Raw genomic sequence first — 22735 nt, 5'->3', positions numbered from 1 at the left:
GGGTCAGCAACGACAATCCGTACTCGGAGTCGCTGTTCCGTACCTGCAAGTACCGGCCCTGTTATCCGGCAGACGGCTTCGGCAGCCTCGATGCTGCCAGGCAGAGGGTGCATGGTTTCGTCCAATGGTACAACCACGAGCATCGGCACAGCGGCATTCGCCTGGTGACGCCGGCACAGCGCCATGCCGGCGACGACGCCGAGGTGCTGGCCAAGCGCCACGCCATCAATCAGGCGGCGCGTGAGGCCAACCCCGCCCGCTGGAGCGGCAAGACCCGCAACTGGAGGCCCATCGGTGCTGTCTCGCTCAACCCGGAGCGGGAACTGCATGTCACCACGCCCGAACCAGAAAAACGGGCGGCGTGAATGAACTCAGAGACGACAACTTGCTTGACAACTACCGATGGCCAAGCTGGCGGCGTTGCCGGGGCGCGGTGTGGCGGTCTCGGCGCCGGGGCGGGAATTCGACTTCGTCTCGCGCTGGTTCGGGCCCAAGGCCGGCGTCGAGGAGGACCCGGTGACGGGCTCGGCCCATACCTCGCTGGCGCCGTACTGGGCCGGGCGGCTGGGCAAGACGAAAATGACGGCCCGGCAGGGGGGCGCCCGCCAGGGGCAATTGACATGTGAATGTCTGGGCGACCGGGTCATCCTCACCGGACAGGTGGCCCCCTACCTGCGAGGGACGATCTGGCTCTGAGGAAAGCGCCCCATGACGACACCGCCTCTCACCTCCGCCCCGAAACGCCCGGCGAGGTCGATGCCATCGAGGCGGCCACCGTGGCGGCCTTCGCGGCCACGGCCTGAGCATGTGGGCTGACCGGTGAACCGCCTTGCTCTTCCGGCAACGGATGCCCTATACGAGTGGGAGCCACCACACGAGGTTTGCATGACACACCCCGACCGCACCGCCTGCCCCTGCGGCAGCGGCCGGCCGCCCGCCGCCTGCTGCGGGCGCTATCACGCCGGCGCGCCGGCGCCGACCCCCGAGGCGCTGATGCGCTCGCGCTACAGCGCCTTCGTGCTCGACCTCGCCGACTACCTGCTGGCGACCTGGCACCCGAGCACCCGGCCGTCGCGCCTGGAAGCGGACCCCGCGACCACCTGGAAGCGTCTCGAGGTGCTCGAGGGCGGCGAGGAGGGCGAGCGGGGCTGGGTGCATTTCCGCGCCACCTTCCGCGAGGGGCGGCACTGGGCGGTGCTGGAGGAGTCGTCGCGCTTCGTGCGCGAGGCGGGGCGTTGGTTCTATCTCGATGGCAACCCCGCCGTCCACCGACTCAAGCCCGGCCGCAACGCGCCCTGCCCGTGCGGCAGCGGGCGCAAGTTCAAGGCCTGCTGCGGCTAGGAGGCTGTCGGGCTTAACGCTGATCTACTGCGGAATCCGGATTTTCGGCCAATTTCATTCGATCTGATTCGTTAAAGAGCCCGCTATTCGCCTCATCAGATCGATAAACTTGTCTCGAAACCCGAATCCCTCGCTACGATCGGTCAAATCCGGCAGCCTCCTTGGCATGAAGGATCGGGACTGCGTCGACCTGCTCCAGTGGGCCCTGCCCCGCCTCCACAGGCGCTGGCGGGGCTTTCGCAAGGTCCGGCGCCAGGTGTGTCGGAAGGTGCAGCGGCGCATGGACGCGCTCGGTATCGAGGACGTCGGCCAGTATCGACTGTACCTGGATGCCCAGCCTCAGGAGTGGCAGGTGCTCGATGGCTGCCTGCCCATCACCATCTCGCGCTTCTGGCGCGACAGACGGGTCTTCGAACTGCTCGAGTGTCGCTTCCTCCCGGAGCTGGCCCGGCGGGCCCGGGAGGAGGGCGTCGCTGCCCTGACGGTGTGGAGCCTGGGGTGCGGCGCCGGGGAGGAGCCCTATACCTTCTCCATCCTCTGGCGCGAGCGCCTCCAGCCTCACTTCCCCGGACTCGACCTGGCGATCCTGGCCTCGGACGTGGACGCGCACCAGCTCGCCCGTGCCGAGCAGGCCTGCTACCCCGCCAGCGCCCTCAAGGACCTTCCTGCGCCGCTGAAAGGCGCCGCCTTCGAGCGCCGTGACGCGCACGACTGCCTCAAGCGCGAGTATCGCCGGGCCGTCGAGCTGGAGCGTCGCGACGTTCGCGGGAAGTTCCCGGCTCGGCGCTTCCACCTGATTGCCTGTCGCTACCTGGCGTTCACCTACTTCGATCGGGAGCTGCAGCGCGACATCGCCCGTCGTCTCCACCGTGCCCTGCATCCCGGGGGCCTGCTCGTGTTGGGAAACGGGGAGGCGCTGCCGGAGGAGGAGATGGAGGGGTTCGAGCTCGCCGATGAACAGATCCCGGTCTACCGGCGCCGGGAAGGCGAGGATTGACGCCGGCTTCGGCGGCTGGCCGTGTCTTGGTCTACGCGATAGAGCGTAGATCGGGCGTGATCAGAGTGGCGAACGCCTTGGCCGTGTCACTGTCGTCATCGGCCAGATAGATGTGGGTCCGGCCCAGCGGCGGCAGGCCCCAATGCTCCGGGACTTCGACGAGATCGCGGTCGGCAAGCGATCCGGGCAGGGCCGCCACTGCGAGGTCCGCGCTCAGGGCCGCTACCTGGCCCATCGAGGTGTCGCTGGAATAGGCAACCCGGTAGGACCGCCCGGCTCCCTCCAGTGCGCGGAGGGCGGCGTCGCGCCAGGCACAGCCCATCTGGGCCACGGCAAGCGGCAGAGGGTCTTGCTCTACGGCACGGCCGCCGTCCCGCATCAACCAGCGGAGTTCTTCGGAAAAGAGATCCCGCGCCGGGATCTGCGGCGTGCTTGCCTCGTTGAACAGGGCGAGATTGGCATCGCCCTCCACGAAGAGACGTTGCACCGTTTCACTGGAGTCGAGCCGGACGTCCACGCGAATCCGCGGATGCGTTTCGGCCAGGCGTCGGAGCAGCCCCGGCACAAGAGAAACACCGAGGTCATGGGGAGCGGCGAGGCGCAAGCTCCCGGACAACGGTGAGCCGTGGAACACCGCCATCGCCTCGTCGCTGATCCCGACGAGACGCCGCGCGAAGCCGAGCAGCACTTCTCCCTGGTCGGTCAGGCGGACGCGGCGCGCATCGCGATGCAGCAGCCGGACGCCGAGCTGCTCTTCCAGCTTGCCGACTTGCAGACTGACCGCCGAGGGCGAGCGGTTCACGCGCGCCGCGGCGCGCCGAAAACTCCCCGTTTCGCAAATCGCAACGAAGGTTCGGGCGGCGTCTAGATTGAGCGTCCGGGTGGCGGGATGCGGATCGCCGCTCGGCCGGTTGGTTGAGATTTCCTGATCCATTGAATGAGAACATATCGTTTTCCTCAACATTGGTCAAAGCCTAAGCTCCTACCGGAAACGAAGCCGAGAGGAGTGGCAATGTCACCGTTACCGAAAGCGCGCGTGCTCGGTCTTGTCTGGGCCGCGACTGCCATCGCCATCTGGTCCGGGTCACTGGTCATGCTGCGGCTCGGCGTGACGACGAGCCTGAATGCCTACGACCTGACCGCGCTTCGCGTCGGTGTCGCTGCGTTGGTCCTGGCGCCTGTCATCTGCCGGCGCGGCTTTGCCCTGGACCGGCTGGGCGCAAGGGGGCTCCTGGCCATGGTGGCCGGCTTCGGGGCGCCGTATATCCTGCTCATCTCGCTCGGCCTGGGGACCGCGCCGGCATCGGCAGCCGGCTCCCTCAATCCCGGGGTGATGGCGGTCGTCTCCGTGCTGCTGGGCTGGAGGCTCTTCGGCGACAGGATCGGGCCTGCACGGATCGTCGGGGTCGTGGCGATCCTGGTCGGTGCGTCTTTCTTCGCGGGTGTGCCAGGGGCTGAGACGGCGTCGATCGGGCACTTGATCCTGATCTTCACCGGCATGATGTGGGCGGGGTACGCGCTGGTCGTCCGCAGGGCCGGCATCCCGGCCCTTCACGCGACCGCCATCGTCGCCGTGGGCTCCGCCATCCTCTACCTGCCGGTCTACGTCGCGGCCCTTCCCACGCAACTGCCCGTCGCCCCGGTTCCCGATATCGTGATGCAGGCGCTATTCCAGGGCGTGCTCGTCAGCGTCGTCGCGGTTTTCGCCTTCAATCGCTCCAGCGAGTTGCTCGGGCCAGTCGTGGGCGCGACTCTCCCGGCCCTGATTCCGCTGGTGACCCTAGGCCTCGGTGTGGTCACCCTGGATGAGGCGGCGGGCGCTCGAGACCTCGCCTCGGCGACGCTGATTGGCGTGGGCGTCGCACTGACCCTCGCCGGCCACGCGCCTGGCCGTTGGCCCGGGGTGGCCCTCCTCAAGAGAGTCTTCCGTGACGCCTGATGCGGTGGCGGAGTGGCGTTCGGCTACGCTTAGGCCAGTGGAAATCGGGAGTCTTTCAGGGAGAGACCCTCATGGCCTGAGGGAATGGGACACCTGCCGGTAAGGAGGCCTATCTCGTGACGACAACACCGCATCCCACCCTCCGCCTCGAAACGCCCGGCGACGCCGAGGCCATCGAGGCCGTCACCGAGGTGGCCTTTCGCGAGGCGCCGCATAGCAGCCATACCGAACAGCATATCGTGCGGGCGCTGCGCGCGGCGGGGGCGCTGAGCGTGTCGCTGGTGGCGGAGTGCGACGCCGAGCTGGTGGGCCATGTGGCGGCCTCAAAGGTCACGCTGTCGGACGGCACACCGGACTGGTTCGGGCTGGGGCCGGTATCGGTGCTGCCGGCGTGGCAGGGCCGGGGCATCGGCTCGGCGCTGGTAATGGAATGCCTGGCCCGATTGCGGGCGCGTGGCGCCCGGGGGTGCGTGGTGCTGGGCGAGCCGGGCTACTACGCCCGCTTCGGCTTCCGGGTGGTGCCGGGGCTGATCCTGCCGGGCGTGCCGCCGGCGTATTTCATGGCCCTCGATTGGGGCGATGATCGGCCCCGGGGCGAGGTGGCCTTCCATCCGGCCTTTGCGGCCACGGCCTGAGCGTCGGAGTCGACCGTTGCGGTGCGCCCCCTCCCGGGCTTTGGCTATCTCCCGCTGCTATGGTGATGCTACCGATACCGGCACAGCTTGGGAGGTGGCCGTATGGATCAGCGCATGAGTCTGATCACCCTGGGGGTGGAGGACCTGGCGCGGGCGCGCCGCTTCTACGCGGAGGGGCTGGGCTGGCAGGTGGGCATGGCCGTGGAGAACGAGGTGGTCTTCTTCCAGCTCAATGGGATGATCCTGTCGCTCTATTCCCGCGCCGACCTGGCGAAGGATGCCGGCGTGCCCGATGCGGGCAGCGGTTTCGCCGGCGTCAGCCTGGCCCACAATGTGGGCTCGGAGGCCGAGGTCGACGCGGTGCTGGACGAGGCGCAGCGTGCCGGCGGGCGAATCGTCAAGCCGGCGGCCAAGGCGGAGTGGGGCGGCTATTCTGGCTATTTCGCCGACCCCGATGGCCATCTCTGGGAAGTGGCGCACAACCCCTATTTCCCCATCGATGACCAGGGCAACACCTGGCTCGCTTGAGCGGGGGTAACGGCAGGAAGGCCGCATGCTCGCCTTCGGCATTGGCGAATCGTTCTGCCTGGGGCCCGGCGGTACGCTCATCGCTCACGGCGGGGGCGATCACTCCCCGCCGGCGCCGGCGCTCTGGAAGCCGCGTACCAGGTAGTCGAACAGCAGGCCGTAGGCGATGCCCAGGGGGATCGCCACCACCGTGGTGGCGGCCATCAGCGACGGCCAGAAGTAGACGTCGCCGCGGATCAGCTCGGTGGGCACGCCGGCGCTGATGTTGCGCGCCGCCGATTCGCTGACGAAGGTCACCGCGTAGATGTAGTTGGACAGCGACAGCGAGAAGGCGAACACGATGCAGGCGCCGATGCCGGGCAGGGCCTGGGGCAGTACCACCTTCCAGAACGCCTCGAGGCGGGTGCAGCCATCCAGCAGCGCGGCCTCGTCCAGCTGCGGCGGTACCGAGCGGAAGAACCCCAGCAGCAGCCAGGTACAGAAGGGGATGGTGATGGTCGGCAGCACCAGCACCAGCGACCAGATGGTGTGGGCCAGCCCCAGGGCCACCACGATGCGGAACAGCGGGATGAACAGCAGGGCAAGCGGAAATGGGGGAGCGGCGCTCCTGACTTACAGGTCCGCCAGTCGACCATAATAGGGTCTGTCGCTTGCAAGGAGCCCAAGCCGTGATGACGCCACCGCACCCCACCATCCGCCCCGAAACGCCCGACGACGTCGACGCCATCGAGGCCGTCACCGTGGCGGCCTTCCGCGAGGCGCCGCAGCAGCCATACCGAGCAGCATATCGTGCGGGCGTTGCGCGAAGCGGGCGCGCTGAGTGTGTCGCTGGTGGCCGAGAGTGACGGCGAGGTGGTGGGGCATGTGGCGGCCTCGAAGGTGACGCTGTCGGACGGCACGCCGGACTGGTTCGGGCTGGGGCCGGTGTCGGTGCTGCCGGCGTGGCAGGGCAGGGGGATCGGCTCGGCGCTGGTGCAAGAGTGCCTGGCGAGGCTGCGGGAGCGTGGCGCCCGGGGCTGCGTGGTGCTGGGCGAGCCGGACTACTACCAGCGCTTCGGCTTCCGGGCGGTGCCGGGGCTGATCCTGCCGGGCGTGCCACTGGCGTACTTCATGGCCCTCGATTGGGGAGACGACCGGCCCCGGGCCGAGGTGGCCTTCCATCCGGCCTTCACCGCCACGGCCTGACCGCCTGGCTGCTGGCGCGGCGTTTGCCATCCTGGGCGGCGTGAGGTCGGAGGTGAGCGGATATTTGACCTCGAGTCAGGTTGAGGTCCTAGGTTCAGGATGACGCTGATCGATTCACCCCCGGAGGTGGCCATGCGACGCGTACAGCCCGACGTCTGGGAAACCGAGGTCGAGCATCCCTTCCCGGGGCTCTCCACCCATGCCTACCTGCTCGTGCGGGAGGCGGGCAACGTGCTCTTCTACAACACCGGCCATCGCCACGAGCTCGAGCGGATGGCGACACTGGGTGGGGTGGCCTACCAGTTCCTGAGCCATCGCGACGAGCTGGGCGAGAGCCTGAACGCCATCCACGAACGCTTCGGCGCGACCCTGGGCGGCCACCGGGCCGAGCGCGACGACTTCGCTCGGGTGCGCGAGCCGGAGCTGCTCTTCGAGCGACGCGGAGCGCTGCTCGAGGGCATCGAGGCGATTCCGGTGCCGGGCCACAGCCCCGGCAGCACCTGCTTCCAGGTGTCCTCGCCCCACGGCAAGCGCTATCTGTTCACCGGCGACACCCTCTATCGCGGCAAGGCAGGCGTCTGGCACGCCGGCTTCATCCCGGGCCACAACACACCCGAGGATCGCCGGCAGCTGATCGAGAGCCTCGGCCTGCTCGAGACCCTGGACCCGGATGTCATCTTCTCCAGCGCCTTCACCGGCGAGAGCGGCTATCAGGAACTCGCGCCGGGAGCCTGGCCCGAGCTGGTCGAGCGGGCCCTCGCCGAGCTGCGCGGTTCCTGAGTCGGCCTCCTCCCCAGGGCCGCCTGCCGGCCATAACGCTCCTCCCGCAGCTCGGCCAGCATCATGTCCAGTAGCCATCGCCACGGGCGCGGTAATGTCCCTTGGACCATCCAAAGGTTCGGACCTTCCGACCAACGGTCCGGAGCTCACCGACAAAGGACCGGAGTTTGCCGCCAAAGGGGTTGTGGTGGCGCCGCCACGACGAGTACGACGCGCGCCCGGGTTGGGCGCGAGACCGTCGAGTGGCAGGTGGCGACCGGCCGGATAGCGATGCGCTAAGCTACCTGGGCCCGTTGCCTCGGCGAACCAAGGGCGTGTCGCCTATCTCACACCGGAACCCATGATAGATCACAGAGGATGCTGCTCCCCATGAAGCTCGATCTCTACCATCTCGACGCCTTCGCCCGGCGTCCTTTCGAGGGCAATCCCGCCGCCGTGTGTCCGCTCGCCGAGTGGCCGGACGATGCCCTGTTGCAGGCCATTGCGACGGAGAACAATCTGTCCGAAACGGCCTTCTTCGTGCGAGAGGGGGAGGGGTATCGACTGCGCTGGTTCACGCCGAGCGTAGAGGTCGAGCTGTGTGGGCATGCCACCCTGGCCAGTGCCTGGGTGCTCTTCAACGCGCTGGGGGAACCGCGCGAGACGCTGCGTTTCTTCACGCGCAGCGGTGAGTTGCGGGTCAGCCGGGCGGGCGAGGCATTGGCGATGGACTTCCCGGCCAAGCATCCCGAGCCGGTGGCGGAGCCCGACGCCGTCCTGGCGGCCCTGGGGCTGGCGAGCGCGGACGTCCAGATGACAGACGATATCCTGGTGGCCGTGGATGACGAGGCCAGCGTCGTGGCGCTGGCGCCCGACCTGCGGGCGCTCGCGGCCTTGCCGGGACGTGGTGTCGTGGTCACCGCCCCCGGCCGCGAGTTCGATATCGTATCGCGGTGGTTCGGTCCCAAGGTGGGGGTCGACGAGGACCCGGTGACCGGCTCGGCCCATACCTCCCTGGCCCCCTATTGGAGCCGGCGCCTGGGCAAGCGGCGCCTCACGTCCCGCCAGGGCGGTCGCCGTCAGGGCGAGCTAGTCTGCGAGGTCGACGGGGAGCGCGTCGTCCTGACGGGCCAGGTGGTGCCTTACCTCACGGGCACGATCCACGTCTGAAAGCGCCGGGCATCCCTGCGGCGTCAAACCGCCCACCCTGGTGATGGCAGGGGCAGGACTGTCTCCTGCCCCAACCCCGCTGACGTCATGCTATTCACATGGCAGCCAGGAACTCATCCCACGGCGTCGCCAGTAGCGTTTCCGTGCTGCCGTGGCCATAGGAGCGAATGATCATGGCCGCCCGCTCCACCTCCTTGGGGTCATCGCCTTCCACTATATCGATGACGTCGAATTGTCCCAAGGTCGCGTAGCTATCCTTCCAGTGGACTCCTGGGCAGCGCTCCTTGATCTTGGCCTTCACGGTGGCCGCGATCGTCTTCAGTTCGCTGGGGTCCGATACTGCTGTGGGTTCCAGACGGGTGAGAATCAGGTACGTGGACATGGTGGGTATCTCCCCTTCCCCGATGAATGCGTCTGACAGTATAGACGCCTCGACTCCTCGCCCCTCACTCCCCGCCGGCGCCGGCGCTCTGGAAGCCGCGTACCAGGTAGTCGAACAGCAGGCCGTAGGCGATGCCGAGCGGGATCGCCACCACCGTGGTGGCGGCCATCAGCGACGGCCAGAAGTAGACGTCGCCGCGGATCAGCTCGGTGGGCACGCCGGCGCTGATGTTGCGCGCCGCCGATTCGCTGACGAAGGTCACCGCGTAGATGTAGTTGGACAGCGACAGCGAGAAGGCGAACACGATGCAGGCGCCGATGCCGGGCAGGGCCTGGGGCAGTACCACCTTCCAGAACGCCTCGAGGCGGGTGCAGCCATCCAGCAGCGCGGCCTCGTCCAGCTGCGGCGGTACCGAGCGGAAGAACCCCAGCAGCAGCCAGGTACAGAAGGGGATGGTGATGGTCGGCAGCACCAGCACCAGCGACCAGATGGTGTTGGCCAGCCCCAGGGCCACCACGATGCGGAACAGCGGGATGAACAGCAGCGTGGGGGGAATCAGGTAGACCAGGAAGATCGCCATGCCGGAGCGCTCGCCCCAGTTGCCGGTCAGCCGCGCCAGGGCGTAGGCCGCCGGCACGGCCAGCACCACGGTGATGGCCACCACCAGCAGCCCGATGATGATGGAGTTGAGGGCGAAGGTGGGAAAGGCCGTGTCGGTGAACAGGTAGATCAGGTGCTCCAGGGTCGGCGAGGTCTCGTAGATGAAGGGGTTGGAGCCGAAGCGGTAGAGCTCGCTCTCGCGCTTGAAGATGGTGAGCACCGCATAGAGCACCGGCAGGGTGGTGAACAGCACCAGCAGGGTGATGGCGGCGTAGAAGAGCGGCTTGCGTGTTGCGGTTCGCATGACGCTCCCTCCTAGTCCCTGCCCGCACGATAGGCGAAGCGCAGCGCCACGATCGCCGCCGCCAGCAGCACCGGGAACAGGAACAGGGCGATGGCCGCGCCCTGGCCCAGGTCGCCGCTGTTGATGCCCTTGAGGTAGGCCCAGAACGGCAGGATCTGGGTGCTGTGACCGGGGCCGCCGCGGGTCAGCAGGGCGATGGTCGACATCTCGCCGATCACCAGCAGGGCGGTGAACAGGATCGCCACGGTCAGCACCGGGGCCAGCGCGGGGATGATGATGCGGAACAGGATGCGGAAGAAGCCGGCGCCGTCGAGCTGCGCCTGTTCGAGGCGCTCGCGGGGAATCGACAGGCGCCCGGCCAGCACGATGATGGTCGCCAGCGGCAGGGTCCGCCACACGTCGACCAGTACGATCGAGGCGATCGCTAGGCCCTCCCGGCCTAGGTAGAAGAGGTTCCAGGAGGGGCCGAAGGTGCCGCCCGGGCCGAGCAGCCCGATCTGCACCAGCACCCAGTCGATGGGGCTGTACTGGGAATCCAGCACCCACAGCCAGGTGATCGCCGACAGCGACACCGGCATTGCCCAGGGGATCATGAACAGCACCTGGACCAGCCGCTTGCCGCGGAAGTCGCGGGCCAGCAGCTCGACGGCGGTGGTCGCCAGCACCAGCAGGATCAGCACCGTCAGGGTGGTGATCAGCAGGCTGTTGCGCAGCGCCAGGCGAAAGCCCGACTGGCTGACCACGGCGATGAAGTTGTCCAGGCCGACGAAGGTGTCGATCTGCGGGTCGCCGACCGTGGCATCGCTCATGCTCAGGGCGATGGCGATGAAGAAGGGTACGGCCACGAAGGCCACCACATAGAGCACCGCCGGGGCGAGCATCAGCGCGCCCAGCACCCGGGGGCGCTCGAGGGCCAGCGCCAGGCGGGCCAGGGCGCCATCGGGCCGGGTGGGGGCGGCCCGGTCGGAACCAGTGGGCCCGGCGTTCATGCCACCGCCACCTTGGCCTGCGAGAGCCGCTGGCCCGTCTCGGGGTCGAAGAAGCAGGCATCGCGGCGGGTCACCACGAAGTGATGGGTCTCGCCGGTGGAAAGCGTCGGCACGGCGGCCTGGCGCAGGCGGCCGATGACCCGCGGCGGGCGCCGCTGCTCGGTCACCCCGCGGCGTACCACGCCGTAGATCAACCACTCCGCCCCCAGGAACTCGAGGTGCTCGACCTCGATGTCGAGTTCCAGGGCGATCTCCTCGCCCGGCGCCTCGGCGGCGAGATGGAAGTGCTCCGGGCGCACGCCGATGATGCGCCCGTCGAGGGGCAGCAGGTTCATCGGCGGGTCGCCGATGAAGCCGGCGACGAAGGTGTCGGCGGGGTCGTAGTAGAGCTGCTGGGGCGTGCCGATCTGGTGGACGGTTCCCTTCTCCATGACCATGATGCGATCGGCCAGCCCCAGCGCCTCGGTCTGGTCGTGGGTCACGTAGAGGGTGGTGATACCGGTACGGTCGTGGAGTTCGCGCAGCTCGCCACGGGCCTGGCTACGGATCTGCGCGTCCAGCGAGCTCAGCGGCTCGTCGAACAGGAAGAGGTCGGGGGTGCGCACCATGGCCCGGGCCAGCGCCACGCGCTGGCTCTGGCCGCCCGACAGCCGGGTGGGGCGGCGGTCGAGCAGGTCGGTGATCTCGAGGATGCCGGCCACCCAGTCCAGCTGGCGGCGCTGCTCGTCCGGCGGCATCTTGCGCGCGCGCAGCGGAAACAGGATGTTGTCGCGCACCGTCATGTTGGGGTAGAGCGCGTAGTTCTGGAACACCATGGCGATGTTGCGGCTGCGCGGCGGGACGCCGACGATGGAGCGCCCGTCGATGAACAGCTCGCCGGCGCTGGGCTCCTCCAGGCCGGCGACCAGCCGCATCAGGGTGGTCTTGCCCGAGCCGGAGGGGCCGAGCACGGCGAGCAGCTCGCCGTCGCGGGTCTCCATGTCGACCCCGTCGACGGCGATGATGCGGCCGTAGTGCTTCTTGAGTGCCCGCGTCGTCAGTATCGCCATAAGGGTTCGTCAGTCGCCACCGCTACCGATCATCCCGCGGTCACGCCACTTGGCGAAGATCTCCTCGATCTCGGCGTTGGTGTCGGCGATCGCCTCTTCCGGCGTCTTCTCGCCGCGGGCGACGTCGGCCATCATGCTGGACAGCAGGTGGGACTCGTACACCTCGCTGATCGCCGGGTTGGCGTAGCCGGGGTAGCCGAGCCAGGCGGTCCACTCCTCGGCGGTCCTGAGCAGGCCCAGCTTGTCCGGCGGCTCGGCGCCCCAGGGGTCGTCGCTCAGCCAGCCGTCCTCGGCGAACAGCTGCTCGCTGCGCGACGGGAAGGCCGGGAAGTTGTAGAACTTCGAGTAGTAGGAGGCGCTGGCGTAGTTGTTCTCCAGGTCGAGCATGAACTTCTTGGCCGCGGCCAGCTCGTCGGGGTCCGTCACGTAGCTGGGGATCACGTCGATGAACCACACGTGGGAGGGCATCTTCACCTCGCCGCCGGGGCCTTGCAGGCCGGGGCGGAATCCGGTGTCCGCGGCGATCTCCGGGGCCGACTCCTGGGCGCTGCGATAGAAGGAGATGGAGTTCTGGATATAGGAGGCGCGGCCGCCGATGAAGGTCTGGTTATTGGAGGCCGCGTTCCAGGAAAAGACCTCCGGCGTCATGGCGTTCTCGAACAGCTCCTTCTGGAAGCGCACCGCCTCGAGCACCTCGGGCGAGTCGAAGGTCACGTTGCCGTCCTCGTCCTGGATCGAGCCGCCGTAGGACCAGATCAGCGCACGGGCATAGAACTCGGAGTCGATCTCCGGCGACATGCCTACCGCCACCGGGAGGCCGTTGTCCTCGAAGATCTTCGCGCCACCCTCGAGCAGGTCCTGGTAGGTTACGGGGCCCTCGGGGAAGCCGGCGTCGTCCCACAGCGAGCGACGATAGTCGCCGGGGTCCGGCACCCAGCCGTGGCAGAAGCCGTACCAGGTGTCGGTGGCGGGCAGGTAGCTGGAGCGCTCGCAGGTGCCGGAGCGCTCGCCGAAGGCTTCCGCCGCGGCCTGGTTGACGTCCGCCAGCGATTGCAGGCCATCGATGAACGCCGTGGGTGGGGCGACCATCTCGAACACCGTCGCCCCCTCCTCGGCGGCGATGGAGGCCGAGAGCGTTGACGTCAGGTCGGCCAGGTTGATCATGTTCACCGTGACCTCGACGTTGTGCGCCTCGCCCCACTGCTGGGCGTACTCCTGGAACCACTCGTCGTAGCGTGGCACGAAGTGGCTCCATTGGGTGAGGCTGATGGCGGTGCCGTCGGGGAACTGCTCGGGGAAGGTCATCTCCCCGTAGCTGGTGCGGAATTCGGGATCGGGGGGCTCGTTCTGTGCGAGGGCGGTCGTGGGCGCAAGGACCAGAACGAACGCGGCCCCTAGGCCAAGGCTCGCCCCGCGCAGGACAAGGAGACGGTCCCGTATGCTGTGGTACAACATACTGACACCTCTCGATGAGTTGTTTCCCTATGCAGTCTAGGTGGTGGCGGGGGGCTGTCAAAGCGACCTTCAGGATGCCTCTATCGCCGGCGCGGGGCAGCGGTGGGCGTCGCCGCCCGCATCTCCCTACCGGGGGCGGCGCACGGCTCGCAGCGTCCCACTGTTGCCGCCGCCGCAGAAGAAGCGATCGCCGCCATCGGACTCGAGCCCCGACACGCCCATCCCCGCCGGCATCTCGAGACACGCCAGGACTTCGCCCGTGCGCGGATCGATGCGCCGCAAGTCGCTGGCGTCCTCTTCCCAGGTGCCGTGCCAGAGCTCGCCGTCGACCCAGGTGACCCCGGTGACGAAGCGGGTGGCCTCGATGGTGCGAAGCACCGCCCCGGTCTGCGGATCGACCTGCTGGATCCGGCGGTCCCGGTACTGCCCTACCCAGAGCGAGCCCTCGGCCCAGGCGAGCCCCGAGTTGCCGCCGCCGGGGGGCGCCGGGATCGAGGCGAGCACGCGGCCGGTCTGCGGGTCGAGCTTCTGGATGCGGTCCTCGGTGATCTGGAACAGGTGCTCCCCGTCGAAGGCCGTGCCCGCATGGGCGGCGACGTCGAGCGAGCGCAGCGTCTCGCCGCTGGCCGGATCGAGGGCGGTCAGGGTATCGCCGGTGGCGAGCCAGACGCGCCGGCCGTCATAGGAAACCCCATGCACGGCGTCGACGCCGGGAAAGGGGCCATACTCGTGGAGGATGTCGGTGGTTGAGCGATTCATTGTCTTTCCCTCATCATTTGGACTTCAGGCTTCCAGCCTAGTCACCGGGGAATGGGCCGGGGAGTAACAAGGTTGTCGTGAATCCCGGCACGGGCGGGGTCATCCAGCGGCGCGCTCGCCCGCGGCCGAGGGACTGCACCTGGCCCGCCGCCGCCAGCGAATCGAGGGCGCGCTGCACGGTGCGCTGGCTGGTGCCGAGCGCCAGTGCCAGGGCCGAGCTCGCCCACGGCTCGCCGTCGGCCAGCAGGGCGAGCACCGCGGCATGCCTCTCCTCGATCGGCCGCGCCAGCACCACGACCTCGTCGGCACCGTGCGGCACCAGCTGGAAGCCGCGCCGCGTCGCGCGCACGTCGGCCAACGGCCCCAGCGCCGTGCGCAGTCGTCCGACCTCGACACGCAGTCGCGCGCGATGCGAGTCGTCGGCGAACTTCGTCCGGAAGGCGCGGGCGATGAGCGTGTCCCGCGGCACATCGCCGGGCCAGGCCTCGCCCAGCAAGCGGGCGAGCGCGAACAGCACCGGGCGCCGGGCGAGCGAGATCACCGTGCGGGCGTCACGCACGACATGGCGGCAGGCGTCCACGATAAGCGCTGGCGACGCCAGTAGCGCCTCGACCTCCTCGAGCCGCAGCAGCCGTTCTTCGCCTTGCGCTATCCGACGCGCCGCGGGGGTGTCCAGGACGCGGACGGCGCCTTCGACCTCCGCCGTCAGCGCCGGGATCCCGGCCTGGTGCGCGGTGAGCTCGGCCCGTGCGAGCGCCGCGCGGGCCGCCTCGGTGCGCAGGCGGCGCATGGCGATCCCCGCCGCCACCAGGGCGTGGACCGTCCGCAAGGCGGGCGGGAAGGGCGCGGGATCGAGCCCGGCGAGGGCATGCTCCGCCTCGTCCAGGCGGCCGATCAGCAGCAGGCGCCGGGCCCCGAGATAGCGCGCATGGGCGGCGTTCGCCCGGTCGCCGTGCGCCTCGAGGGTCGCCCGCGCCGTGTCGAGTGCCTTCGCGGGCCAGCCGAGATCGCGCGAGGCGAGGGCGATCTCGGCCTCGGCGACGACGCACCGGGCCCGGGCCATGGCCTCTCGTGGGCCGAAGGCACGCGCCGCACGTTGCAGGAGCCCCCTCGCCCGTTCGAGATCGCCGAGCTGCGCCATCGCGATCCCGCGCAGTGCGAGCGCCGGGGCATCGTCGCGCAGGGCGACCCGGTTCAGGGCGTCGAGGGGATCACCCGCGGTGAGCGCACGGCCTGCGGCCGTGATCAGTGAGTCCATGGGAATCCCGCCACACTTGTTACTCCCAGCGTTCGATCATCCGGCACACACTATATCCCATGACCACGCAGCCCCGGTGCCACAGGGCGCGGGACGAATCGGAACGGCCGACGACGGGAGGGCAGGACGATGACGACACACCAGACCGGAACACGCGAAGAGTGGCTGGCGGCACGGCTCGAGCTGCTCGAGGCCGAGAAGGAACTCACGCGGCGCAGCGACGAGCTGGCGCGGCGGCGCCAGGCGCTGCCGTGGGTGCGGGTCGACAAGACATACCGGTTCGAGACCGGGGACGGCAGCGCCTCGCTGGCGGACCTCTTCCAGGGACGCTCGCAGCTCCTCGTCTATCATTTCATGTTCGGCTACGGATACCGGCTCACCGACGAGCGCCGGGGCTGCACCGGATGCTCCTTGATTGCCGATCACTTCGACGGTGTCATCCCCCACTTGAATGGCCGCGACGTTACCCTCGTTTGTGAGTCGATCGCCCCTTTGACGGAGCTCCAGGACTACAAGCGGCAGATGCGCTGGCAATTTCCCTGGGTTTCGTCGCTGGGGAGCGATTTCAGGTACGACTTCGGCGCCGCCTTCACCGAGGAGCAGCAGAGACATGGCACCGACTACAACTACCAGCATGTCGACCAGCCCGAGCCGCAGAAGGAAGGCATGAGCGTGTTCGCGCTCCAGGACGGTGCGGTCTACCACGCGTACTCCACCTACGCCCGTGGCACCGAGGCCTTGATGGGCGTTTACCGTTTCTTCGACCTCGCCCCATGGGGCAGGAACGAGGACGGGCTCGAAGAACCATGGTGGCGCCGCCACGACGAGTACGACGCGCGCTGAAGCCAGTCGTGGGGGCGCTCTCCCATCGGCATCCCGATAGCGGCTGCGGGGTCGTCAGCGGCGCGCTTCGAGAATCAGGTTGAAGGGCGTTTCGGCTGCGCGCCGGAAGTGGGCGAAGCCCGCCTTGCGGAACACCTCGCCCAGGCGGGCTTCGCCGGCCTGGGCGCCGAGGACGAGTTGGCCGCCTTCCGAGATGGCGTGGGCGCAGCAGATGGTGGTGGAGGCGGCGTAGTACAGGCGCGAGACGGTCGAGAGGTTGTTCTCGACCTGGTCCTGGGCGTAGGGCTCGACCAGCATCACCGTGCCGTTGGGGGCCAGTACCCGATCGGCGTAGCGGGCGGCGGCGACGGGGTCGCCCAAGTCGTGCAGGCAGTCGAAGAAGCAGATGAGCCCGTACTGCTTGTCGGGGTAGTTCACCGCCTGGGCGAGTTCGAAGCTTACGCGGTCGGCAACGCCTGCCGCCGCTGCGTTGCGCCTGGCCGCGTCGATCGAGGCCGCATGGGCATCGAAGCCGTGGAAACGCGAGCGGGGAAACGCCTGGGCCATCAACACGGTGGAGTGGCCGTGGCCGCAACCCACATCGGCGACGTCGATGCCGGCCTCGAGCTGCTCGACGACGCCCTCCAGGGCGGGCAGCCATTCCGGCACCAGGCTGGCGCGATAGCCGTTGCGGTAGAACGCCGCCACGCCACACTGCAGGCGGCTGTCGTGGTCGCCCCAGGCCACGCCCTTGCCGGTGCGAAACGCCTCGAGGGTGCGCTCCTCGTCGAACCACATCGATGCCGGCACCTGCCAGGCGTGGGGGATGAACACCGGGCTCTCCTCGTCGGCCAGCACCATCGCCTGCTCTGGGGACAGCTCGTAGGTGTCGCTGACGGCGTGGTAGCCCACGTAGCCACCCGCGGCTTGGGCGTTCAGCCATTCGCGCACATAGCGCTCGGCGCAACTCGTGCGGGCGGCGAGCTCCCCCGCGCTGAGCGGGCCGGCGCCCGCCATGGCCTGGTACAGCCCCAGCTTGCTGCCCAGGCTGACCATCACCCCGCCGTAGGCGGAGGAGAGGTCGCCAACGGCCTGGGCGACAAAGGCTTCAAGCTTGGTCTGATCGATCGCGGCAGTATTCATGGTGTGCGGCTCCGTTCTTGTAATGTTGGGGGATTCCAACGTCCCGCTCATCATCACCGCGCGGCTCGTCCCGCTGAAGAGCTTGAATCACCCGCAATCGGTCCGTTCGTGCCACACTGAATCTTCCTCACCTGCGAAGAGTCAGGCGTCCATGACCGGACCTGCCATCCTTGCCGGGGCGCGCCCCCGACACGTCAGCCTCGTGGCGCTGCCCGACGTCGTGGTCTCCACCCTCGCCGGTATCTTCGACGTGATGAACGGGGTGGCCCTCATGGGCCTGGTGGCGCCAAACGCTCCGGCCCCCTTTCATATCGAGATCGTGGGGGAGGCGGTGGGGGCACTGAAGCTGGCAAGCGGCGTGCCGATCGATGTGCAACGGGCCATCGACACCATCGAGACGAGCGACATCGTCATCGTCCCGTCGGTGCTGCTGCGCCCCCAGGGCTGGGAGAAGGGCCGCTATCCCCACCTGGTCGAATGGCTGCACGCCATGCATGAGCGAGGCGCCGTGCTGTGCTCGGCGTGCTCGGGTGTCTTCCTGCTGGCCGAAACCGGGCTGTTCGACGACAAGGAGGCAACGGTTCACTTCGGCTATGCGCAAGCGTTCATGGCCAGCTACCCAGCCGTGTCGACTCACCCGGAACGCGTGCTGGTGATTGCCGGTCAGCGCGAGGACCTGGTGAGCTCCGGCGCCTCGATGAGCTGGCACGACTTGGCGCTCTATCTCATCGCGCGCTATGCCGGGGCGACCACGGCGCAGGAAATCGCCCGACTGTTCGCGCTGCAGTGGCATCAGGATGGCCTCACGCCTTACCTGGTGTTCGAGGGTAAGTTCGATCATGGCGATGGGGAGATCCAGAGCGCGCAGCAGTGGTTGAACGAGCACTTTGCGCTCGCCCACCCGGTGGAGGCGATGATCGAACGTTCGGCGCTGGCCGAGCGTACCTTCAAGCGGCGCTTCGTGAACGCCACCGGCCTGAACCCGATCGCCTATGTTCAGCGCCTGCGCATCGAAGACGCCAAGCGTCGGCTCGAACGCACCGAGGCTTCGATCGAAGAGATCAGCTGGCGGGTCGGCTACGAGGACTCGGCGTTCTTCCGGCGGCTGTTCAAGCGCACCACCGGTCTCAACCCGAGCGCCTATCGCCGGCGCTTTCGCATCCCCGACTTCGCTCGGTCGTCGCACTGAACAGGAGCGTGCTGGCGCCGTGGGGCAGCCATACAACGCAACAGGGCCCGCCGAGGCGGGCCCTGTTTCACGAACCGGGAGGTTCGTGAGCGCTCGTGATCCTGGGGATCAGGCGAGCGGCTTGATGTTCGAAGCCTGGAGGCCTTTCTTGCCCTGGGTCACGTCGAAGGAGACGCTTTGACCTTCCTGCAGGGATTTGAAGCCTTCGGCCTGAATTTCGGAGAAGTGGGCAAAGACATCATCGCTGCCATCGGCAGGAGAAATGAAGCCGAAACCCTTGGAATCGTTGAACCACTTGACGGTACCAGTAGTCATGAAAAATCCTCTCGCGCTTAGCGCCTTGCAAAGTTCCTGGTGTCACCCAGATGAGTAGCGGGTAAAACAAGAATTATAATTTACAGGCGGTCGAAAGAATTCGAATGCTACTGAAACCATGCTGCTTGCCAACCAACTGGCGCCACAGTGTCACGTCCGGCGGCCTGGGTCAAAGGCTTTCGTCGTTTATTTTTCCCGACGCCCCCGGCCGATAGGGGCCGGGAGCGGGCGGTGCCGGGGCTCAGGCGGTGCGTCTTTTCTCTAGGGCGGTGGTGGTGGCCCGCCGCAGGAAGTCCCGGTTGAGGGGGCTGTGTGGCTTGAGCGCCAGGCGCTCGTGGGCCAGGGCTTCGGCCAGGTCGCGATGGCCGCCGTGCAGGGCGGCCTCGGTCAGCGTCCAGTCGATGATGTCGCGCTGGGCATGGCTGCCGCCGAAGCCGTTGGCGATGAAGCGCGCCGGATGCAGGCGCTCGACCGCGGTGGCATGGTCGCCGCGCCAGAAGGCCACGAAGCCTTCCACCAGGGGCAGGCCGATGCGCCGGGCCCAGGCCGCGGTTTCCGCGCTGCCGTCGGTGTCGCGCAGCGCCGCCAGCAGTGCCTCCACCCGGTCGTCGCGTCCGGCGCCCAGGTAGGCCATGACCGCGTGCCAGTCGTTGAAGGGGTAGAGCCGGCCGTCGGCATGCTGGTCCCAGGCGTCCGCCAGCTCCTGCCAACGCGCGCCGACGTCCTGGCCGACGAGAGTCAGCCGCCACAGCAGGGCCGAGGCGTCGATCATGTCCAGCGCCACGCCGCTGCGGTCCTGGCGGATCGGCCCGTCGTAGAGGGCCAGGGCGTCGCGGGTCTGGCCGAGGTCGAGATGACAGAGGGCGCGGTGCCACCAGTTGTGCACCTTGAACAGGTTGTCGTCGCCGGACCAGTAGGGCTCGCGCGCCGTCATCCAGCCGATGCCGTCCTCGGCGCGGCCCTGCATCTCCATGACGTGGGCCACGGCGTGATGCGCCCAGCAGTCCAGGGGCTGGAGGTCCAGCGCCTGCCGCCCGGCCGCCTCGGCGCGGGCGTAGTCGGCGGTCTCCTCCAGGCCGAAGGCGTACATGCCCAGCGCGATCGAATAGGCCGGCATGTCGGGCGACCAGCGGGGCAGCACGCGGGCGAGGCGGTCGCGCAGGTTGCGGGCGTTGGCCCGGTAGAAGTCGATCAGGTGGCCGGCCTGCAGGGCCAGCAGGTCGTGGGGGTAGCGCATGTTGTGGCGATCCAGGGCGACGCCGGCCGCGCTCCATTCCCCGGCCAGCAGGCGGTCGAGGGCGGCGAGGTGCGAGGCCTCCCGGTCGTTCGGGCGTGAGGCCTTGGCGGTGAGCACGTCGGCCCGGGCCGCCTCGGCGGCAGCGGGCTCGGTGGCCAGCGCGAACAGGGTGGCCCTGGCGATGCGCGCCATGGTGAAGTCGGGGGCCGCCTCGATGGCCCGATCCAGTGGCGTGACGGGGTCGCCACGGTAGATGTTGAAGGCGTCGATGGCGCGGTTGTACAGCGCCAGGGTTTCCGGCGTGGCGCCGGGCAGGGCGTTGCCTTGGCGGTCGGTCAGCATGGCAGGGCTCCAGGTCATCGTTGGGGTGGTTGGCGGCGACGGGGTGTCGTCCGCCCGGCGGCGGCCGGGCCGCTCACCATGCTGCTAGACTACTCGGAGGCGCGGGGGGCAATAATGGCCGAGGCGCCGGCGTTGTTGTTCGATCCGCCGCGAGGGAGGCCGCGACCGATGGATGCTGCGCTCGAGGTGCTGCGCACTATCCGTTTTACCGGGGGCATCTTTCTCGATGCCGAGTTCTCTGCGCCCTGGTGTGTGGCGGCACAGGTCACGCCGGAGGATTGTCGGCCGTTCACGCCGGTGCCCCGGGGCATCCTGGCCTACCACTACGTCAGCGCCGGCCGGCTGCTGCTGCAGGTGGGCCAGGGGGAACCGGTGGCGGTCGCGGCGGGGCACATCGTGCTCCTGCCGCGTAACGATCCGCATGTCCTCGGCAGCGAGCTGGGCTGCCCGCCGGTCAGCGTCGAGCATCTGATGCAGCCCATGATCGAGGGGGGACCGGCGCGGATCGTCTACGGTGGCGGCGGCGACACCACGCGGCTGCTGTGCGGCTTCCTGCATAGCGAGATGCCCTGCGATGCCCTGATCGGCATCCTGCCGGGGGTGATGACGCTGGACGTGGCGGAGGGCGCGGCCGGGTCGTGGATCGAGAGCTCCTTCCGCTTCGCCGCCAGCGAACTGGCCGCCGGGACGGTGCGCTCGCCGGAGCTTCTTGCCCGACTCGCCGAACTGCTGTTCATCGAGGCCGTGCAGCGCTATCTCGCCGGCCTGCCGCCCGAGCAGCGTGCCTGGCTGGGCGGCCTGCGCGATGCGTTCGTCAGCCGTGCGCTGGCCCAACTGCACGACCAGCCGCAGCGCCACTGGACGACGGAGGCGCTGGCGCGCCGGGTCGGCCTGTCCCGCTCGGCCTTCGCCGAGCGTTTCACCGAGCTGGTGGGCGTGCCGCCGATGCGCTACCTGGGTCGGCTGCGCATGCAGATCGCCGCACGTCGCCTGCGCGACTCGCCGACCCCCATCTCGCGCATTGCGCTGGAGGCGGGGTACGAGTCGGAAGCCTCCTTCAACAAGGCCTTCAAGCGCGAGTTCGGCGCGCCGCCGGCGACATGGCGCCGGGAGCAGCGTAACCCCCCGCAACCCGCCGCGGCCGACTGAGGCACGTCGTCCCGTCACCCTTTGCCACGCGTCGAAGGGGCTGGCCGCCGACGCACGATCCAGACTCGCAGGCGTTCGGCGACCAGGCCGGCGAGCAGCCCCGCCAGCGCCCCCCAGAACAGCGTGGCCACGGCCGCGGCAGCGATCACTGGCCGGCAGTCGGGGCGGGCGTCGAACAGCCGCCGGCTGAGCATCAGTTCCACGGCGGCGTAGGCGAGCAGGGAGCCCACCACCGGGGCGGGAATGGCCGCCAGCCAGGCGATTACCGCCGGGCCCTGCAGGGCGGCCAGGGCGCAGGCGCCGGCCATCACCAGCGGCGCCGCCGGGCCGCGGGCGCCGAAGCGGTAGTGGGCGGCGACGCCGCCGGCCCCGTGGCACATGGGCATGGCGCCCAGCGGGGCCAGGGCCAGGTTGAGCAGCCCGCTGGAGGCGGCCAGTCGACGTTCCCCGACCCGGCCGGCCGCCTCGGGGAAGAGCGAGCGGGCCACGGCGGCGGTGACCACCACGGCATTGAGCAGGGTGAGCGGCAACTGGGCCACCACGCCGGTGACGACGGCCCGGGCCGAGAGGCCCTCGCCATCCGCGGGGGGCGCCTGGGCGAGCGGCTCGGCCACCGGGCCGAGCAGCAGGGCGAGGGCGACCACCAGCAGGGCCCAGGGCCCGCGCGGCCAGGCCCAGGAGAGCCCCAGCACAGCCAGCGCCGGCAGGGCGAGGGCCCAGCCCTCGGCCATCATGCCCAGCGCCAGGACGCCGAGCATCAGCCCCAGGCCGGCCTGCAGGCCGGTGACCACGGACTGCGGCAGGGCGCGGGCAGCCCGGGACAGGCGTGGGGTGGCGGCCAGTACCAGCAGCACCAGGCCGATGATCGTACCCGCCCAGGCCGTCTCGGCGGCGGTGAGGCCGCCGGTGAGGATCACCGCCCCCAGCGCCTTCATCGGCTGGACGGCGATCGGCAACCGGTAGAGCAGGGCGACCAGCAGGTAGCCGGCGGCGAAGCCCAGGAACACCGGCGTGGGGGCGAGCACGCCCAGGGTGACCGCCGCGATCACATAGGGCAGCAGGGTGCCGAGGTCGCCGAACGCCCCGGAGGCCTCGCCAGTCAGGTCCGTCAGCCGGTTCACGGGAGTCGCGCTCCGCCGCTGGTCTCATTGCTACTCTAGACGCCGGTGCACGGGGCGTCGCTTGGCG

At 69.0% G+C, this 22735-nt stretch carries 25 protein-coding genes and 1 pseudogene; 13 read left to right on the top strand and 13 right to left on the bottom strand.

Features of this window, described 5'->3' with window-relative positions; translation table 11 throughout:
* From QWY80_RS19360 to QWY80_RS19345, 4 genes are all read left to right on the top strand, one after another.
* Positions 1-365 (top strand): integrase core domain-containing protein (locus QWY80_RS19360; protein ID WP_290235480.1); only part of this gene is annotated, 365 nt, incomplete at its 5' end.
* Positions 366-402: 37 nt separating this feature from the next.
* Positions 403-696 (top strand): PhzF family phenazine biosynthesis protein, encoded by a 294-nt coding sequence (locus QWY80_RS19355; RefSeq protein WP_290235478.1) that lies wholly within the window; start codon positions 403-405, stop codon positions 694-696.
* Between the two features lie 189 nt (positions 697-885).
* Positions 886-1341 (top strand): YchJ family protein, encoded by a 456-nt coding sequence (locus tag QWY80_RS19350; RefSeq protein WP_290235475.1) that lies wholly within the window; start codon positions 886-888, stop codon positions 1339-1341.
* Between the two features lie 166 nt (positions 1342-1507).
* Positions 1508-2338, top strand: coding sequence for a CheR family methyltransferase (locus QWY80_RS19345; protein WP_290235472.1), 831 nt, complete (start codon positions 1508-1510; stop codon positions 2336-2338).
* A gap of 31 nt (positions 2339-2369) precedes the next feature.
* Here the strand turns inward: QWY80_RS19345 and QWY80_RS19340 are convergent, their stop codons facing one another.
* Entirely contained in the window at positions 2370-3272 is a 903-nt protein-coding gene (locus QWY80_RS19340) for a LysR family transcriptional regulator (RefSeq protein ID WP_290235469.1), read from the bottom strand.
* 78 nt (positions 3273-3350) lie between these two features.
* On the opposite strand from QWY80_RS19340, the gene QWY80_RS19335 reads away from it, so the two are divergent.
* From QWY80_RS19335 to QWY80_RS19325, 3 genes are all read left to right on the top strand, one after another.
* Positions 3351-4277, top strand: a complete 927-nt coding sequence (locus tag QWY80_RS19335) for a DMT family transporter (protein ID WP_290235466.1) — start codon at positions 3351-3353, stop codon at positions 4275-4277.
* A gap of 116 nt (positions 4278-4393) precedes the next feature.
* Positions 4394-4912, top strand: a complete 519-nt coding sequence (locus QWY80_RS19330) for a GNAT family N-acetyltransferase (RefSeq protein WP_290235463.1) — start codon at positions 4394-4396, stop codon at positions 4910-4912.
* A gap of 114 nt (positions 4913-5026) precedes the next feature.
* Entirely contained in the window at positions 5027-5440 is a 414-nt protein-coding gene (locus QWY80_RS19325) for a VOC family protein (protein WP_290235459.1), read from the top strand.
* A 99-nt stretch (positions 5441-5539) separates the two neighbouring features.
* Here QWY80_RS19325 and QWY80_RS19320 read toward each other — a convergent pair.
* Positions 5540-6031: pseudogene (locus QWY80_RS19320) on the bottom strand (carbohydrate ABC transporter permease); the annotation flags it as partial.
* Between the two features lie 198 nt (positions 6032-6229).
* Here QWY80_RS19320 and QWY80_RS19315 point away from each other — a divergent pair.
* From QWY80_RS19315 to QWY80_RS19305, 3 genes are all read left to right on the top strand, one after another.
* The gene (locus QWY80_RS19315) at positions 6230-6625 is read left to right on the top strand and encodes a GNAT family N-acetyltransferase (protein ID WP_290235457.1); all 396 of its coding nucleotides are present in this window, start codon (positions 6230-6232) and stop codon (positions 6623-6625) included.
* Between the two features lie 132 nt (positions 6626-6757).
* Positions 6758-7405 carry an MBL fold metallo-hydrolase gene (locus QWY80_RS19310; protein WP_290235454.1) on the top strand — a complete coding sequence of 216 codons (648 nt, stop codon included), beginning with the start codon at positions 6758-6760 and terminating at the stop codon, positions 7403-7405.
* 369 nt (positions 7406-7774) lie between these two features.
* Entirely contained in the window at positions 7775-8554 is a 780-nt protein-coding gene (locus QWY80_RS19305) for a PhzF family phenazine biosynthesis protein (RefSeq protein ID WP_290235453.1), read from the top strand.
* Between the two features lie 94 nt (positions 8555-8648).
* Here the strand turns inward: QWY80_RS19305 and QWY80_RS19300 are convergent, their stop codons facing one another.
* The 7 genes from QWY80_RS19300 to QWY80_RS19270 form a co-directional block, all read right to left on the bottom strand.
* Positions 8649-8936: a GYD domain-containing protein gene (locus tag QWY80_RS19300; RefSeq protein WP_290235450.1), complete on the bottom strand. Its 288-nt coding sequence runs from the start codon at positions 8934-8936 to the stop codon at positions 8649-8651.
* A 64-nt stretch (positions 8937-9000) separates the two neighbouring features.
* Positions 9001-9840: a carbohydrate ABC transporter permease gene (locus QWY80_RS19295; RefSeq protein ID WP_290235447.1), complete on the bottom strand. Its 840-nt coding sequence runs from the start codon at positions 9838-9840 to the stop codon at positions 9001-9003.
* 11 nt (positions 9841-9851) lie between these two features.
* Positions 9852-10829, bottom strand: a complete 978-nt coding sequence (locus QWY80_RS19290) for a carbohydrate ABC transporter permease (protein WP_290235444.1) — start codon at positions 10827-10829, stop codon at positions 9852-9854.
* Positions 10826-11878, bottom strand: coding sequence for an ABC transporter ATP-binding protein (locus QWY80_RS19285; RefSeq protein WP_290235441.1), 1053 nt, complete (start codon positions 11876-11878; stop codon positions 10826-10828). The genes QWY80_RS19290 and QWY80_RS19285 overlap by 4 nt, the downstream gene beginning before the upstream one ends.
* 9 nt (positions 11879-11887) lie before the next feature.
* Positions 11888-13183: an ABC transporter substrate-binding protein gene (locus QWY80_RS19280; protein WP_290235438.1), complete on the bottom strand. Its 1296-nt coding sequence runs from the start codon at positions 13181-13183 to the stop codon at positions 11888-11890.
* Between the two features lie 276 nt (positions 13184-13459).
* On the bottom strand, positions 13460-14092 hold the full coding sequence (locus tag QWY80_RS19275) for a Vgb family protein (protein WP_290235435.1): 633 nt from the start codon (positions 14090-14092) through the stop codon (positions 13460-13462).
* A 37-nt stretch (positions 14093-14129) separates the two neighbouring features.
* A complete protein-coding gene (locus tag QWY80_RS19270) occupies positions 14130-15350 on the bottom strand; it encodes a helix-turn-helix domain-containing protein (RefSeq protein WP_290235433.1) in 1221 nt (406 codons plus the stop codon).
* A gap of 129 nt (positions 15351-15479) precedes the next feature.
* On the opposite strand from QWY80_RS19270, the gene QWY80_RS19265 reads away from it, so the two are divergent.
* Entirely contained in the window at positions 15480-16193 is a 714-nt protein-coding gene (locus tag QWY80_RS19265; RefSeq protein WP_290235432.1) for a DUF899 domain-containing protein, read from the top strand.
* A 54-nt stretch (positions 16194-16247) separates the two neighbouring features.
* Here the strand turns inward: QWY80_RS19265 and QWY80_RS19260 are convergent, their stop codons facing one another.
* Positions 16248-17315, bottom strand: a complete 1068-nt coding sequence (locus QWY80_RS19260; protein WP_290235430.1) for a class I SAM-dependent methyltransferase — start codon at positions 17313-17315, stop codon at positions 16248-16250.
* A 151-nt stretch (positions 17316-17466) separates the two neighbouring features.
* Between QWY80_RS19260 and QWY80_RS19255 the strand changes: the two genes are divergently transcribed.
* Entirely contained in the window at positions 17467-18504 is a 1038-nt protein-coding gene (locus QWY80_RS19255; RefSeq protein WP_290235427.1) for a GlxA family transcriptional regulator, read from the top strand.
* A gap of 108 nt (positions 18505-18612) precedes the next feature.
* Here the strand turns inward: QWY80_RS19255 and QWY80_RS19250 are convergent, their stop codons facing one another.
* Positions 18613-18819 carry a cold-shock protein gene (locus tag QWY80_RS19250; protein WP_290235425.1) on the bottom strand — a complete coding sequence of 69 codons (207 nt, stop codon included), beginning with the start codon at positions 18817-18819 and terminating at the stop codon, positions 18613-18615.
* Positions 18820-19060: 241 nt separating this feature from the next.
* The gene (locus tag QWY80_RS19245; RefSeq protein WP_290235423.1) at positions 19061-20398 is read right to left on the bottom strand and encodes a tetratricopeptide repeat protein; all 1338 of its coding nucleotides are present in this window, start codon (positions 20396-20398) and stop codon (positions 19061-19063) included.
* 168 nt (positions 20399-20566) lie between these two features.
* Here QWY80_RS19245 and QWY80_RS19240 point away from each other — a divergent pair, with 168 nt between their 5' ends.
* Complete coding sequence (locus QWY80_RS19240) at positions 20567-21547, top strand: AraC family transcriptional regulator (protein WP_290235419.1); 981 nt, start codon at positions 20567-20569, stop codon at positions 21545-21547.
* A 14-nt stretch (positions 21548-21561) separates the two neighbouring features.
* Here the strand turns inward: QWY80_RS19240 and QWY80_RS19235 are convergent, their stop codons facing one another.
* Positions 21562-22668: a putative sulfate/molybdate transporter gene (locus QWY80_RS19235; RefSeq protein WP_290235416.1), complete on the bottom strand. Its 1107-nt coding sequence runs from the start codon at positions 22666-22668 to the stop codon at positions 21562-21564.
* Positions 22669-22735 lie beyond the last annotated feature (67 nt).

It is taken from the genome of Halomonas ramblicola (genome assembly GCF_030409215.1).
Lineage (GTDB): Bacteria > Pseudomonadota > Gammaproteobacteria > Pseudomonadales > Halomonadaceae > Halomonas > Halomonas ramblicola.
Note: the sequence above shows the minus strand (reverse complement) of the source record. Positions and strands in the feature narration are given on the sequence as shown.

Coding starts and splice junctions, on each gene's coding strand:
- QWY80_RS19355 (WP_290235478.1), top strand. CDS start 403: ATGGCCAAGCTGGCGGCGTTGCCGGGGCGCGGTGTGGCGGTCTCGGCG.
- QWY80_RS19350 (WP_290235475.1), top strand. CDS start 886: ATGACACACCCCGACCGCACCGCCTGCCCCTGCGGCAGCGGCCGGCCG.
- QWY80_RS19345 (WP_290235472.1), top strand. CDS start 1,508: ATGAAGGATCGGGACTGCGTCGACCTGCTCCAGTGGGCCCTGCCCCGC.
- QWY80_RS19340 (WP_290235469.1), bottom strand. CDS start 3,272: ATGGATCAGGAAATCTCAACCAACCGGCCGAGCGGCGATCCGCATCCC.
- QWY80_RS19335 (WP_290235466.1), top strand. CDS start 3,351: ATGTCACCGTTACCGAAAGCGCGCGTGCTCGGTCTTGTCTGGGCCGCG.
- QWY80_RS19325 (WP_290235459.1), top strand. CDS start 5,027: ATGAGTCTGATCACCCTGGGGGTGGAGGACCTGGCGCGGGCGCGCCGC.
- QWY80_RS19310 (WP_290235454.1), top strand. CDS start 6,758: ATGCGACGCGTACAGCCCGACGTCTGGGAAACCGAGGTCGAGCATCCC.
- QWY80_RS19305 (WP_290235453.1), top strand. CDS start 7,775: ATGAAGCTCGATCTCTACCATCTCGACGCCTTCGCCCGGCGTCCTTTC.
- QWY80_RS19300 (WP_290235450.1), bottom strand. CDS start 8,936: ATGTCCACGTACCTGATTCTCACCCGTCTGGAACCCACAGCAGTATCG.
- QWY80_RS19295 (WP_290235447.1), bottom strand. CDS start 9,840: ATGCGAACCGCAACACGCAAGCCGCTCTTCTACGCCGCCATCACCCTG.
- QWY80_RS19290 (WP_290235444.1), bottom strand. CDS start 10,829: ATGAACGCCGGGCCCACTGGTTCCGACCGGGCCGCCCCCACCCGGCCC.
- QWY80_RS19285 (WP_290235441.1), bottom strand. CDS start 11,878: ATGGCGATACTGACGACGCGGGCACTCAAGAAGCACTACGGCCGCATC.
- QWY80_RS19280 (WP_290235438.1), bottom strand. CDS start 13,183: ATGACCTTCCCCGAGCAGTTCCCCGACGGCACCGCCATCAGCCTCACC.
- QWY80_RS19275 (WP_290235435.1), bottom strand. CDS start 14,092: ATGAATCGCTCAACCACCGACATCCTCCACGAGTATGGCCCCTTTCCC.
- QWY80_RS19270 (WP_290235433.1), bottom strand. CDS start 15,350: ATGGACTCACTGATCACGGCCGCAGGCCGTGCGCTCACCGCGGGTGAT.
- QWY80_RS19265 (WP_290235432.1), top strand. CDS start 15,480: ATGACGACACACCAGACCGGAACACGCGAAGAGTGGCTGGCGGCACGG.
- QWY80_RS19260 (WP_290235430.1), bottom strand. CDS start 17,315: ATGAATACTGCCGCGATCGATCAGACCAAGCTTGAAGCCTTTGTCGCC.
- QWY80_RS19255 (WP_290235427.1), top strand. CDS start 17,467: ATGACCGGACCTGCCATCCTTGCCGGGGCGCGCCCCCGACACGTCAGC.
- QWY80_RS19250 (WP_290235425.1), bottom strand. CDS start 18,819: ATGACTACTGGTACCGTCAAGTGGTTCAACGATTCCAAGGGTTTCGGC.
- QWY80_RS19245 (WP_290235423.1), bottom strand. CDS start 20,398: ATGCTGACCGACCGCCAAGGCAACGCCCTGCCCGGCGCCACGCCGGAA.
- QWY80_RS19240 (WP_290235419.1), top strand. CDS start 20,567: ATGGATGCTGCGCTCGAGGTGCTGCGCACTATCCGTTTTACCGGGGGC.